The following is a 13,788-nucleotide window of genomic DNA, read 5'->3' on the forward strand; positions in this document are numbered from 1 at the left end:
TGTCTGTTCTTGCCGATATAACAGTTGGGTTTACAGCATATGGAATTGATTTTTGCAACGCTGGAGGGACTTAAGTTGGAGGAAAACGATGTGAAGCAACCAAAATTGAAAATGAAAGCAAAGATTGAAAGTTTAACAGGCTCCAAAAAGGGCGGAAGAACGTGGATACGCGGATCGCTGCAGCGCAAGTGGTCGCTGGTCATTTTAGCGGTGACGATTGTGCCGTTGCTGGGTGTAATGGTCTTTTTCATGCAGTATTTCGGTAATGTCACCAAAACCGACAGTGAAGAGCTGACCGAGAATATTCTGAATATGAACTCGACACGAATTGAGGAATGGCTGAAGACGCGGACCATGTACGTACAGGATCTGATCGCTCAGCATCCCGAATTCAACCCCGCTGATCCGGATACAATCTTTCCGGCGATCAAAGTATTGGAGGACAGCGACAAGGATTCTGAAGGCTACAGCGTCATTAATAAGGATGGCCTGCTGACCAATATGCTGGGGATGACGGCGGATTCCTCGACGGCTGATTATTTCCTGGAGGCCAAGGAGACGCTTGCTCCGGTTGTGGCCGATATGTCATTTCTGGAAGTGCTCAACAAATACATAATCACGGTACTGGTACCCGTTACAGACCAGGAACGTCAATTCGCCGGCGCTATCGCCTTCTCGGTAACGCCGGATGTACTGCTGGAGATGGCCAAGGGCATACAGGTAGGGAAAACCGGGTACGGCTACGTGATTTCAGGCAAAGGTGATTATTACGCTTACACCGATATGGAGCGGATCGGGAAGAATATCACTGACTTCGCTGCCGGGCCGGAAATGAAGAAGTCGCTCGAAAGAATGCTGAGCCGGGAAAGCGGTACGGAGACGTATAAGGGCGAGAGCGGGACGGTTATCCAATCGTATTACAAGACTGTTCCCGGCACCGACTGGAAGCTGGTCGTCGACGTTCCGCAGAGTGAGATTTACGCCAAAATGAATTCCGCGCAGCAACTGGCTACGATATTTATCATCGTGGTCGTTCTGCTGGTGGTGCTCCTGTCCCTCTATTTGACGAAGATGCTGGTGAAGCCGATCAAGGCTGTTTCGGTTGTCATGAAAAAAGTGGCCGAAGGCCGCCTGAGCGAACGTGTAGCCGTTAACAGCAGCGATGAAATCGGACAGATGGGCGAGAGCATCAATGAGATGATCGCTTCCCTGGCCATGATTGTCGGTAAAATAGAATCTACGGTGGCCGAGGTTGCCGTCTCTGCGGACGATCTGCTCAATTATGCCACCCAATCTTCCTATACATCCTTTGAGATTACCGAAGTGGTACGGGAAGTTGCGCAGGGTATGGAGGAGCAATTCCGGGGCTCGGAGCAGTCCGCGCGGGCGACGGAAGAGATGGCAATCGGTCTGCAAAAAATCGCCGAATCCTCGGCCCAGGTATCCGACCAGACGGAAAGTGTCAGCGGCGAAGTGGAGAGCGGTTATGTCGAGATCCAATCGACACTGGAGCAAATGAGCGTAATCAGCAGCTCGGCGGCCCAAACGGCGGAGCTGGTCAACACGCTGACCGGGCAGGCGGAGCAAATCGGCCAGATCGTCGATGTCATCTCCGACATCTCCAATCAGACCGGCCTTCTCTCCCTGAATGCTTCCATTGAAGCGGCCAGAGCCGGCGAGCACGGCCGGGGCTTCGGTGTCGTGGCCGGTGAGGTGAAGAAGCTGGCGGAGCGCACGAATGAATCGATTGTGCATATCGTAGAGCTGGTCCGGCAGATTCAGGCCTCGACCGCCAATGCGGCGGTGTCTATGGAGAAGAGCATCGCGGAAATCGGTGAAGGCATGGGCCGGATGAAGCATGTCGGCGATGCCTTCGAGCATATCCGCTCCTCCATGCGTGAAGTGTCCATGCAGATTCAGGACGTGTCCGCTGTCAATCAGCAGATGTCCGCAGGAACCGAGGAGATTACCGCCTCCGTCTCGGATATGCTGACCATTGCCAAGAGCTCATCGGTCAATGCCCAGGCGGTGGCCGAAGCCTCCACAGAACAGTCCGGATTGATGTCCAAGGTTGTCGATTCGGCGAAATCGTTGACGCTGATGATGAATGAACTGAAGAGCGAGGTCGAGCGTTTCCGTTAATATACCGGGAACCCGGCTTAGGCAAACACCCCTTGCGAACGTGCCGGCCGGCACATCAGACGCAAGGGGTGTTTGGGGTTAGATTAGAGCTGAAGACCTTCGATGCCTCTGCGGATAATGCCGCAGGAAGCTTCAAATTTGGCGGTCTCCTCCTCATTCAAATTCAGTTCCAGCAGCTCTTGAATACCGCTGCCGCTGATGATGGCCGGTACCCCGGAGCACACCTCCCGCTGGCCGTATTCACCGTCCAGTATCGCCGAGACGGCGATAATCTTATGCTCATCATTCAGAATGGAACGGGTGATGTAGGCCAGTGCACTGCCGATGCCGAAATGGGTTGATCCCTTGCGGGTAAAGATTTCCCAGCCTGCGTCCTTGGTCTTGCGGGCGATATCCTCCAGATCCAGGTCCTTGAACCGCTCGCGGTGCTGCTGCAGAATCTGTGCCAGCGGTTTGCCGCCGATAGTCACATGGGACCAGGCGACAAACTGTGATTCGCCGTGCTCGCCCAGGGCATAGCCGTTCACGCTGCGCGGATCAATCGAGAATACCTCCGACAGCAGCGTCTTGAGCCGCGAGGAGTCAATGGAGGTACCGGTCCCGATGATGCGGTGGCGGGGCAATCCGGAAATTTTCCATACCATATAAGTCACGATATCGACCGGATTGGCGGCGATCACGAAGATTCCGTCAAAGCCCCCGGCCATGATTTCCGTTGTAATCTGCTTCGTAATCTCTGCGGCGGCGTCCAGAACATCCAGTCTCGTCTGCCCGGGCTTCGGATTGGCACCCGCCGTCAGGATAACAACGTCCATGCCGCCGCAATCGGCGGTGGTTCCGGCATAGACCTTGGTACGTGTGCCGGTGAAATCCATGCAATGCGAAAGGTCCAGCGCTTGTGCCATAGCACGGTCGTAGGTCCGGTCCACCATCATAATCTCATCGCATACGGCCTGATTGACCATGGAATAGGCGCAGCTGGAGCCGACCATTCCCGAACCGACGATCGCCACTTTTCTTGATTTTGTTTTCAATTGCCCAGTCCTCACTCTCTTTAGCGATACAAACGATGCTTCTATTTTACCTGATCCTGCGGCAACTTACCTTACATCGGATAAAAACAGCTGCGGCTGCAGGTTATATAAGGTTATATCCACACAATATGCTATGCGCGGAGCGGGCTGGGCGCTTATGAATTTTGCCGGCACAGCAAAGAGCATTCCATGCGCCAAACGGCGCAGAAAATGCTCTTTCGGCAGTATAGAAATCCGGGTAGCGCCAATTTTAGCCCCGGGGCTGCGGAATATGCGCCTCCGGCGGAACCATCAGTGTATAACGCTTGTACATGAACACTCTCCAGTGCAGAATCATGCCAAAGGCCAGAATGAAGAACAATCCCCCGGATTGCGGAATGGACACATACCGGTTGATAAATTCATGCAGCACGGTGCGGACCAGCAGCAGTCCCAGCAGAATAAAGGCAAAGCTCTTGGAGCGCTTGGCATAAATCTCCCCCTCCCGGGCTTCAAATACTGTGCTGCGCATCAGGGGATAGGCAAAGATGAACCAGCCGGCCAGAAAGGCCAGCACCGCCCACCACCAGGGAAAACGGACTTCAGGCACGACGAACATGGCGAACCCTGTGGCCATGCCCAGCGGGGGAATCCAGATTTTGCGGAGGGTTACCGGCCGGTGACTGGCTTTCATGCGGATAAAAATCACCATCAGCGCCATGAACACAGCTCCCAGCGTGGAACCGATATGCAGAAATGAAGGGTTAATGCTGCCCATAATTCACGTTCCTTTCTGTGATTTAGATCACTTATTCCTTCATTATATCAGAAAAGGATTGGCAATATATTGAACGGAGTTTGACGATTAGGTATGTATCTGCCTTTTAGCGTATGCCATTATTGCACATAATAAACCCGCCAGGCCACCCTGGCGGGTCGGTGCGAATATACAAGCCTTGCTCCATCCGGTTCGTTCAAGTGCATAGCCGGTTAAGAACGGCTGCGTCCGCCGACGGAACGGAGAATCAGGCTTACGATAAAGATCAGCACAACGGCACCGATCAGAGACGGGAATACATAGTAGTCACTGATTCTAGGTCCCCACTCGCCCAGCAGCAGGCCGCCGAGCCACGAGCCGAGAATACCGGCGATAATGTTACCGATAACTCCTCCCGGAATATCTCTGCCCATAATCAGTCCTGCCAACCAGCCAATGACACCGCCGACAATCAACATCCACAGAAAACTCATGTTTCTTCAGCTCCTTTTTAGTGAGTAGTTAACTTCGATGGTTACTATTAACCTCATGCTGAACGTTTAAACCATGTGTAAAATTTTGCCGCTGTATGCTTTATCCGCCCCCTAAGTTTGCCCTTACCTGTGCTGTTTAATGCTTCTGCTGTGCCGGGTAAATAATCATGTTATAGTGGTAACAATGTAATGCTTAGGGTTGAGAATGCCGCTAATTTGCGAAAAGGAGCCGCTGCCATGAAACAGCCTAATGAAGTATTATTCTATATTGGAACTTACAACGGTAAAGAGGAGGAAGCCATTCTGCTGGGTGCCCTGAACAAGGACACCGGGGAGATGAGGGTGCTGGACGGTACCCGCGGCATTGAAGCTCCTTCTTATCTGGCCCTGAGCCCTTCGGGGAGCATACTCTATGCGGTCAGCGAACAGGACGAAGGCGAGGTTCACGCCTTTGCCGTCGATGCTTCAAGCAAGGCGCTGCAGCCGCTCGGCGCAAGAGGTACGGACGGAGGAGCGCCCTGTTACGTATCTGTCAGCCCGCAGGGAGACTTCCTCTTCGTCGCCAACTATATGGGAGGAAACGTCAATGCCTTCCCGCTCCTCCCGGATGGGTCAATCGGTGAAATGTCGGCGCAAATCCGCCATGAGGGCACCGGCTTCCGGGAAGACCGCCAGGAAGCGCCGCATACCCATTCGGTCATGCCGGACAGCAGCGGCAGCCGGGTTCTGGTATGTGACCTTGGCCTGGACCAGGTCATCCTTTACCGGGTAGAGGACGGCAAGCTGGTCACCCACCGCGAGGTGAATTTGCCGCCGGGCTCGGGACCGCGCCATTTGGCGCCCCACCCTTCGGGCCAATGGCTCTATCTGATCAATGAGCTGAACAGCACGGTGACTGTCTTCGCGAATGATGAACAGCAGGGCGACCTGCGGATCCTGCAGACGGTTAGCTCCTTGCCGGACCATTACGCCGCTGGCAGCGACGATACGGCGGCCGATATCCATGTCTCCCCCTGCGGACGGTTCCTCTATGTCTCCAACCGCGGGCATGACAGTATCGGGCTGTTCCATATTGACAGTAAGAGCGGCCTGATTGAGCCTGCGGACTGGGTAATTTCCGGCGGCCGCACACCGCGTAATTTCGCCATCATCGGCGGCATGCTGCTCGCCGCGAACCAGAACAGCGGCAATGTCGTCTCCTTCCGCATTGACGGCGAGAGCGGCCGTCTGATTCCGACCGGCAATGAGCTGGCGGTATCCACGCCGGTCTGCTTGACGGCGCTTTAAGATAAGCGAACCGCGGCTGTGCCGTGCTGAACAAAAGAGGCCTTTCCCGTAGCTGCTGCAGCTTATGGGAAAGGCCTTTCGGTAGTGTATGAATGATCCGCTCAATCTGTGACAAAGCCATCATGGTAGAAGCCGATGTCATCCAGCATGATTTTATCGCCGGTTCCCTCCAGGTAGAAGGAAACCTCGCGTATTTCGGCAGGGTCGAGCTCCGGCTCCTCTTCAAGGAAGAGCTCAAACGGCAGCTCATAGGTCTGGAAGACCGCCTCCGAAAGATCCCCGTATTTGCCGCCGCCAATCCGCTCCTCCAGCCACGGATGGACTGTGAACCGGGTCTTGGGGAGCGGCAGGACCTCCATCACTTCCTCCAGCGGCAGGCGTGCGGATCGGTTGTCTGCATCGGTCAATTCCACCTCAATCTCCGGCGCAGGCGATATCTCCGTATCTTCGTCCGCAGCGCCCTCTGCGCCATCCTCCGTGGGTGGCCCCGGATCGGCCTGCGAATCATCTGCCGAAATTATATTGTGGTTGGCCATGGAGAAGGCCAGACCTTCCGCATTCAGCTCCGCAATCTCGCCGGTAACCCGTTCATTGAGCTCAATGCTGTAGGAGGCCTCCTGTCCTTGCGCAGCGGTGCGCTCCAGCAGGATGCCGTAGGTCGCCTTGCTCTTGGCTTCCCGGTCTTTGGCGGTCTGCTCGACCCAGGTCACGCCTGCCGCATCGGCACTTCCGCCCGGTACGGTGCTGCGTGTGCGGTCTTCGTCATAGGCTGCAACCGGAATGAAGGACCCGCTCTGGTAACGGCTATAATAGGCGGTATCCGGCAGCCACTGTGCACCGCTGCGGTAATCGCGGAACAGCTCGCGGTATTCTTCGCGGCCGTGCAGTGTCGTCTCCAGGAATGCGGACACATATACCTTGGCAATTTGCCGCTGTTCAGCACCGTCCATAATCTGCGACCGGCTGAGAAACAGCCCGGCAGGCAGCGACTGGTCGTACAAGCCCCAGTCGGTGTTGAACTGGCTGTGATTGGCGCCCGCGATATACAGCGAGCTCTTGAAAGCATCCGACTCTTCTGAATAGGACGAGCGGATATATTGCCGGTCTCCGTAGAAGTCGTGCACATCGCCGTCGCGCGCGCCCTGCAGCGTCAAATAATTGACATCCTTCAGCCGGGCCTGCTGCTCGCCGATCACCTTGTCGGTCGGAGCCAGCGCAAGGACCGAGGTGATCTTGAAGCGCTGCACTGCCGCTAATACAGGATCATCCTTGAACCAGCGTGCGGCATCGGCCGCCATCGCCACGGCCTGGCCGCCCCGGCTGTGCCCGAGCAGTGCGGTGCGCGTGTAATCAACCTTGTTATAGAACGGTGTCCCCGGCTCCTCGGCAAAGGATGCGATCTGCTGCAGATGCTGCAGAATCATCCAGGTGCGCACCTCGAAATCACTGTCCGGAATTCCCGACCAGGCTGAGTAATTCAGGAAGTTCTCATCGAGCGAAACGGCAATGAACCCGCGGCTGGCGAGCAGCTCACCGAGGTACGCATAGCCGGCGTCGGAGTAATCCTCCATCATGTGATTGCCGTGGACCATAAGCACAAGCGGGTAGGGGCCTTCGCCGTCCGGCATCCAGACGCGGGCATTCAGCGGCAGCGAGCCGGCGTCGAAGCCCCAGAACAGCGTGCGGAGCTTGGGCCAGTTCGAGATATAACCGGAAGCGTCGACGGACCGGGAGATCAGGTCCGCGTCCCCGCCATATTCCTTGCGGTGCAAATCCTTGCCGCTGGCATAGGTGAAATCATGATAGCTGTAGCTTCCCGGCTCGGCGGGGCTGCCGGCGGCAACAGGCGGGACTTCCTCCGCCGAGGCCTGCACCGGCGCCGGAGCGGCACCGCTGTGTCCGCTGCCGGGGATGACCAGCGGAATGAGCAGGGCGGCGGCCGCGAGCAGCACCCCGCTGGCATACCGCCCGGTGCGGAGCAGCCCCAGGGCCAGCCCGCCGAGTCCGCCGAGCAGCGCCGTGAGGGCGGCGACGGCAACCGCCGCTTCCAGCTCGAAATCAGCAAAATACAAAATGAGCGTAACAAAGCCGAATACGCTCAGCAGTGCGCCCGTGAACAGCCGCGGAATGCGCAGCCCGGTTAGGGCCAGCAGCAGAGCGATGATATTGCCGGAGAGCGCCAGCACCAGTGTTCCGGCTGTAGTGGCCAGCAGCAGATCGGCTGCGGTGCCGAGCCCTGTCGGAATGCCGAGAACGGCGGCCGCGAACGCGAGGAAGCAGATGATCCACGGCCCGGCCAGCGCTGTCCGCCAGAGCAGTGTATCGTACCGGTATGTTTCCAGGAGGCGCTTCACCGCGCCGTGAAATATACGGATATGAAGCCGCGGACGCCGCGGCTCGGGTATCAGCTCTAAATCCATCCCCATAGTTGATTGTCACCCTGCTAATTAAGAATTTCTATTAGTCTATTAGATGTAGCAATAATATTACTTTATCACAGGGAGAACAAGTGGTTCTTGGAGGAACAGGCTCCACTTGCTGCCGGAAGCCGGGCCGGAAGGGAATTACCGTTTCCTTGAAAAAAAAGGTTTGACATGAGCGGAAGCGTTCAGTATTATGATTGCATAACCTACTAAGTCGGTAGGAATAATCGAATAAGTTGTTCTTACCGTACAGACGGAGGAACGCCTGCTTCAGGCTCGCAGACACGTGTCAATGGGACCGGTTTGACCTGCCACAAGTGGGCTTCCTCCGTTCTTTTTTTGCTCAAAACGAGAGATTTAAACGAGGGGATTCTCCGATTTATCAGAAGACTACAAACTAATTAAAAGAAAACAGGGGGAGTGGCGGACATGAAGAAGGGGATCAAGAAGGGGCTTGTTGCCGGTCTGACATTAATTTTGACAGCAGGGCTTACGGCTTGCGGCAATAGTAATAACGCGGGCAACAACGCAAGTGGGGCTACCAATACTCCTGCAAGCGGCAATGCTGCAGCGGCTACAGCGGAGCCGACAAAGGCGGCGGCGAAGGACCCGGTAGAGTTGCTTAATGTATCCTATGACCCGACGCGCGAGCTGTATGAGAGCTATAACAAGGCCTTTTCGGCCTACTGGAAGCAGGAGACCGGCCAGGAAGTGACCATCAAGCAGTCGCACGGCGGTTCGGGTGCGCAAAGCCGCGCCGTGCTGGACGGCCTTGAGGCGGATGTGGTGACGCTGGCGCTTGGCTATGACATCGACGCCCTGCAGGAGAAAGGCCTTATTAACGAAGGCTGGGCAAGTAAGTTTGACCTCAACAGCTCGCCGTACACCTCGACCATCGTGTTCCTGGTCCGCAAGGGCAACCCGAAGGGGATCAAGGACTGGCCGGATTTGCTCAAGGAAGGCGTTGAAGTCATTACGCCGAATCCGAAGACATCGGGCGGGGCGCGCTGGAACTATCTGGCGGCCTGGGGTTATGCCCTGGACCATAACAACAACGACGAAGCCAAAGCGCAGGAATTCGTCCAGGAGCTGTTCAAGCATGTTCCGGTGCTGGATACCGGTGCCCGCGGCGCTACAACGACCTTTGTGGAGCGCGGAATCGGCGATGTGCTGCTGGCCTGGGAGAATGAAGCGTACCTCTCCATCAAGGAGCTTGGCCCGGATAAATTCGAAATCATCAATCCTTCAGAGAGCATTCTGGCCGAACCGCCGGTAGCCGTAGTCGATAAGACGGTCGACAAACGCGATACCCGGGAAGTGGCTGAAGCCTATCTGAACTATCTGTACAGTGAGGAAGGCCAGAAGATCGCCGCCGAGAACTATTACCGCCCTACACTCGAAAGCGTGAAAGAGCAGTTTAAGGACCAGTTCCCGGAGATCAAGCTGTTCACGCTGGCCGATAAATTCGGCACCTGGAAAGAAACCCAGGAGAAGCATTTTAATGACGGCGGCATCTTCGATCAGATTTACGTTCCAGGCAGCTGATCCTGCCTAAGACTGCGGCCGCCGGACCGGAGGATTTCAGGGTCCGGCGGCCGGGTACGGTTGTCATGCAAGGCGCTGATCGGCGCATAAGCCGAAGGCAGGAAAGGAGATTTGGCAAATGAGTGCTCCCACTACGGCTGCGCGCGTGTCCCGGCGCAGGGTACTGCCCGGCTTTGGGCTGACCATGGGCTACAGCGTGCTTTACTTGAGCCTGGTTGTGCTGCTACCGCTCTCGGCTCTGCTGTTCAACTCGACAGGGCTCAGCTGGGACAAATTCTGGAGTGTGGCCACAGACCCGCGTGTCCTGGCCTCTTACCGTGTCAGTCTGGGCACTGCCGCTGCGGCCGCCCTTGTCGACAGTTTCCTGGGCCTGCTTCTGGCCTGGGTTCTGGTGCGTTATGACTTCCCGGGCAAAAGATTGTTCGACGCCTTGATCGATCTGCCGTTTGCGCTGCCGACTGCAGTGGCCGGCGTCTCGCTGACGGCGCTCTATTCCCAGAACGGCTGGATCGGTTCGCTGCTGGAGCCGCTTGGCCTGAAGGTGGCGTTTACGCCGCTGGGCATCACGCTGGCGCTGATGTTTATCGGGATTCCCTTTGTCGTCCGGACCGTCCAGCCGGTGCTGGAGGATTTGGACCGGGATATGGAGGAGGCTGCAGCCACACTGGGCGCCGGCCGCTGGCGGGCGTTCCGTACAGTTGTGCTGCCGGAGCTGTTCCCGCCGCTCCTGACCGGCTTCGCCCTCGCCTTTGCGCGTGGAATCGGCGAATACGGCTCTGTCGTATTCATCTCCGGCAATATGCCGATGCGCACGGAGATTGCGCCGCTGCTCATCATGTCCAAGCTGGAGCAGTATGACTACGCGGGAGCTACGGCTGTGGCATTGCTGCTGCTGCTGCTCTCCTTCCTGATGCTGCTGGTGATCAATACGCTGCAGCGTTGGGTCCATAAATCAGCGAAATAAGCTGGGTTCGCCACGAGTATACGTGAAGGAGGAATAATAATGGCCGGTACTGTCCCGATGTATGCTTCCGGGCCGAAGACAACAGCCTCCTCGCCGGCAACGAATGAATCGCCGGCGGTGAAATGGGTGCTGATATGCGCTGCCGGGCTGGTGCTGCTGTGGCTGATCGCCCTGCCGCTGATCGTCGTGCTGACGGAAGCGCTGAAGCGGGGCTGGGAGGTGTACTGGGCAGCCTTGAGCGACCCTGACGCCGCTGCGGCGCTGCGGCTTACCTTGCTGGTGGCGGCGATTACCGTACCGCTGAACACCGTGTTCGGTGTGGTTGCCGCCTGGGCCGTGACGAAGTTCCGCTTCCGCGGCAAAGGCTTCCTGGTGACCCTGATTGATCTGCCCTTTGCAGTCTCGCCGGTCATCGGCGGGCTGATCTTTGTGCTGGTATTCGGCTCGCACGGCTGGTTCGGGCCTTGGCTCAGCGAGCATGACATCAAGATTATATTCGCTCTGCCGGGGATTGTCCTGGCGACGCTGTTCATCACGTTTCCCTTTGTCGCCCGTGAGCTGATTCCGCTGATGGAGGATCAGGGCACGCAGGAGGAAGAGGCGGCGATTACGCTTGGTGCGCGCGGCTGGCAGATCTTCTTCAGAGTCACGCTGCCCAATATTAAGTGGGGTCTGCTGTACGGAATTATTTTGTGTAATGCGCGGGCGATGGGCGAGTTCGGGGCGGTATCGGTCGTCTCCGGGCATATTCGCGGAAAAACCAATACTTTGCCGCTGCATGTCGAGATTTTATACAACGAATACCAATTCTCGGCGTCGTTCGCCGTTGCGTCGTTACTGCTCCTGCTTGCGCTTGCGACCATGCTGATTAAGGGCTGGCTGCTGCGTAAAAATGCGCATTGACAGCCAGAAAAGTTCATGCTAAGTTAAATCCACAGTATACAAGTTGGTAATGACGGGATTAGAGCGCGGATGACCTATCCGGGGAAAGGGAGGCTGGAAAATGGCTAAACCACTGAAAGTGGATGAGGTATGGCTTGCACGGATTGCCGGACTTCTGGATGACATGGAATTCGGTTCCCTGCATATTGTGGTGCATGAAGGGCAGATCGTACAAATGGAGCGTACGGAACGCAAGCGGTTTGAGAACAACGCCGCGAATGCGCGTCCAAGTGGCAGCGAAGCCGGAACCCGGCGTGCCAGCAACCGTTCGGTGGGAAGAGGGTAACAACCCCGGCCATTATACATCCTATCCTGTACAGCAGGCTGAAAATGACAAAGACCTTCATCGCTGAAGGTCTTTTTGCCATGCTTATATTAGTAGCGCGGTGTCCGGCGGGACCGGGAAATCCCTTCGAACAGCAGCACGACTGCGGTGACGGCATGCATGAACCAGCCGACGAACGGGATCCACCCCACTATTGAAGTGAGGATGCCGAGCAGATTGCCGGCAATAGGGCCGCGCTCTCTATACAGCACGATGACGGCCACGGTATGCACAATGAATGCGAGTACCAGCGGTGTCCAGCCAAAGGAGATGATGAAGGTTCCGCCGATGATCGGCAGTGCCATGAAAGCCTCTCCCAGAAAAGTAACCCATTTTAACAGTTTGCCGAGTGAAGACATAGTAGTCCACCCATCCTTTCCGTACATGTGTAGTTTTGTTTATGATTGCTCGTTATCCGGCCATTTAGCTGGGAATGAATTGCGGGTTTGCCTGTGGATATATACTGCTATACGCGGCGGGGGTTATTATGTTTCATCTTCTCCGCGTCTGCCGCAGCAGGCTTGCCCCCGGACGGGCGCGTCGTATATAGTTGAAACGTATGAGGCGCCTGGTTGCGGCGCTGATTCTCGATAAGAAACGGGGAAAATAAATGGAGACAACGTCCAGACTGGAAATCCGCCATGAATGTCCGTCTGTTGAACAATATTTGAGCCTGCGGCGAGAAGCCGGGCTGAGTCCAATGAGTGCAGCGGGTGCAGAAACCGGGCTGCCGCGCTCCTGCTTTGCGGTTACGCTGGTTGAGGACGGGGACCTTGTAGGGATGGGGCGGGTCGTCGGGGACGGCGGCTGTTTCTTTCAGGTTACCGATATCGCGGTTAAGCCTTCCTGCCAGGGGCGGGGGCTTGGCAAGACGATTATGCGGGAGATTAAAGGCTACCTGGATACGCTGCCGTCTGAGACCTATGTCAGCCTGATTGCCGATGGCGAGGCGGCGCGGCTGTATGCGCAGTATGGTTTTGCGCCGGTGATGCCGATGTCGCAGGGGATGTTTCTGAAGCGGTAGGCTGCAGTACACCATATCCGGGAATGTTGCATGGAGACATCGGCATCCGGATGATAATTCAATACCGGCATAACTACCGCCCCGCGCCGCTGGGGCTTTTCGCGGTGGATCGATTCCGGCACCCGGGAAGTTCTGCCGGGCGGTTTCAGATGGCCGGCTTGGGATAAATTAGTGGTAAGCGCCCTAAGGGCAGGAAAGCGAGGAGTATATATGAAATTGGTTGTATTTGGAGACTCCGGTACGATTGGCCGGCAAATTATAGAAGAGGCTTTACGAAGAAAACATGAGGTGACGGCAGTCTTCCGGCATCCGGAGGAGCTGCCTCTTACTCATGAGCGCCTGCAGATTGCCGCCGGTGATCTGCTGAGTTCTGCATCAGTGGCAGCTGCAGCACACGGCCACGAGGTTGCCGTCAGCGCCTTCGCACCCGGGCTGGAGAACGCAGAGGAGCTGCCGGCAGCGGCACGTTCGCTGCTGGAGGGGCTGCAGCAGGCTGGTGTCGTGCGGCTTGTTATCGTCGGGGATGCCGGAACGCTGAAGACGGATTCCGGCGAGCGGCTGATGGACAGCGTGAATTACCCGCAGGAATTGCGTCCGCTGGCTGAGGCCCACAGCGAAGCCTATGCCGTCTACGCCGGTTCGGAGCTGGACTACACTTACATCAGTCCGGCAGCTTCCATCGTTCCGGGCCGCCGGACAGGCATGTTCCGCATCGGACTGGACCGGCTGGTGGTGGACGAGAACGGCGAGAGCGCAATCAGTGCGGAGGATCTGGCCGTGGCCGTCCTTGATGAGCTTGAGGAGGATAACTTCATCCGGGAGCGGTTTGCGGTCGCTTATTGAGACGAATTAGACGGTGGATGGGACAGGCC

The 13,788-nt window shown here is 56.7% G+C and carries 13 protein-coding genes; 8 read left to right on the forward strand and 5 right to left on the reverse strand.

The features are described 5' to 3' along the window. The first annotated feature begins 90 nt into the window (after positions 1–90). Positions 91–2,142: a methyl-accepting chemotaxis protein gene (locus F1381_RS15000; RefSeq protein WP_246188042.1), complete on the forward strand. Its 2,052-nt coding sequence runs from the start codon at positions 91–93 to the stop codon at positions 2,140–2,142. A gap of 83 nt (positions 2,143–2,225) precedes the next feature. On the opposite strand, the gene F1381_RS15005 is transcribed toward F1381_RS15000, so the two are convergent. From F1381_RS15005 to F1381_RS15015, 3 genes are all read right to left on the reverse strand, one after another. Then, positions 2,226–3,176 carry an L-lactate dehydrogenase gene (locus F1381_RS15005; RefSeq protein WP_151735658.1) on the reverse strand — a complete coding sequence of 317 codons (951 nt, stop codon included), beginning with the start codon at positions 3,174–3,176 and terminating at the stop codon, positions 2,226–2,228. A 250-nt stretch (positions 3,177–3,426) separates the two neighbouring features. Beyond that, complete coding sequence (locus tag F1381_RS15010; protein WP_151735659.1) at positions 3,427–3,933, reverse strand: CcdC family protein; 507 nt, start codon at positions 3,931–3,933, stop codon at positions 3,427–3,429. Positions 3,934–4,145: 212 nt separating this feature from the next. Further along, positions 4,146–4,406 carry a GlsB/YeaQ/YmgE family stress response membrane protein gene (locus F1381_RS15015; protein WP_151735660.1) on the reverse strand — a complete coding sequence of 87 codons (261 nt, stop codon included), beginning with the start codon at positions 4,404–4,406 and terminating at the stop codon, positions 4,146–4,148. A gap of 237 nt (positions 4,407–4,643) precedes the next feature. Here F1381_RS15015 and F1381_RS15020 point away from each other — a divergent pair, with 237 nt between their 5' ends. Next, positions 4,644–5,693: a lactonase family protein gene (locus F1381_RS15020; protein ID WP_151735661.1), complete on the forward strand. Its 1,050-nt coding sequence runs from the start codon at positions 4,644–4,646 to the stop codon at positions 5,691–5,693. A gap of 101 nt (positions 5,694–5,794) precedes the next feature. Here F1381_RS15020 and F1381_RS15025 read toward each other — a convergent pair whose 3' ends face one another. Then, positions 5,795–8,119, reverse strand: coding sequence for an alpha/beta hydrolase (locus F1381_RS15025; protein ID WP_151735662.1), 2,325 nt, complete (start codon positions 8,117–8,119; stop codon positions 5,795–5,797). A gap of 426 nt (positions 8,120–8,545) precedes the next feature. Here F1381_RS15025 and F1381_RS15030 point away from each other — a divergent pair, with 426 nt between their 5' ends. The 4 genes from F1381_RS15030 to F1381_RS15045 all read left to right on the forward strand — a co-directional run bounded on the left by F1381_RS15030 (position 8,546) and on the right by F1381_RS15045 (position 11,853). Then, positions 8,546–9,661 (forward strand): sulfate ABC transporter substrate-binding protein, encoded by a 1,116-nt coding sequence (locus tag F1381_RS15030; RefSeq protein ID WP_151735663.1) that lies wholly within the window; start codon positions 8,546–8,548, stop codon positions 9,659–9,661. A gap of 118 nt (positions 9,662–9,779) precedes the next feature. Beyond that, a complete protein-coding gene (gene cysT, locus F1381_RS15035; RefSeq protein WP_151735664.1) occupies positions 9,780–10,625 on the forward strand; it encodes a sulfate ABC transporter permease subunit CysT in 846 nt (281 codons plus the stop codon). Between the two features lie 39 nt (positions 10,626–10,664). Continuing rightward, complete coding sequence (cysW, locus tag F1381_RS15040) at positions 10,665–11,528, forward strand: sulfate ABC transporter permease subunit CysW (protein WP_151735665.1); 864 nt, start codon at positions 10,665–10,667, stop codon at positions 11,526–11,528. A gap of 100 nt (positions 11,529–11,628) precedes the next feature. After that, a complete protein-coding gene (locus F1381_RS15045; RefSeq protein WP_151735666.1) occupies positions 11,629–11,853 on the forward strand; it encodes a YezD family protein in 225 nt (74 codons plus the stop codon). An 89-nt stretch (positions 11,854–11,942) separates the two neighbouring features. On the opposite strand, the gene F1381_RS15050 is transcribed toward F1381_RS15045, so the two are convergent. Further along, positions 11,943–12,197, reverse strand: coding sequence for a hypothetical protein (locus F1381_RS15050; protein WP_246188043.1), 255 nt, complete (start codon positions 12,195–12,197; stop codon positions 11,943–11,945). 305 nt (positions 12,198–12,502) lie between these two features. Here F1381_RS15050 and F1381_RS15055 point away from each other — a divergent pair, with 305 nt between their 5' ends. Beyond that, complete coding sequence (locus F1381_RS15055; protein WP_151735668.1) at positions 12,503–12,916, forward strand: GNAT family N-acetyltransferase; 414 nt, start codon at positions 12,503–12,505, stop codon at positions 12,914–12,916. 210 nt (positions 12,917–13,126) lie between these two features. Beyond that, positions 13,127–13,759: an NAD(P)-dependent oxidoreductase gene (locus tag F1381_RS15060; protein ID WP_151735669.1), complete on the forward strand. Its 633-nt coding sequence runs from the start codon at positions 13,127–13,129 to the stop codon at positions 13,757–13,759. Positions 13,760–13,788 lie beyond the last annotated feature (29 nt).

Source organism: Paenibacillus tengchongensis (genome assembly GCF_008973665.1).
Taxonomy (GTDB): domain Bacteria; phylum Bacillota; class Bacilli; order Paenibacillales; family Paenibacillaceae; genus Paenibacillus_AQ; species Paenibacillus_AQ tengchongensis.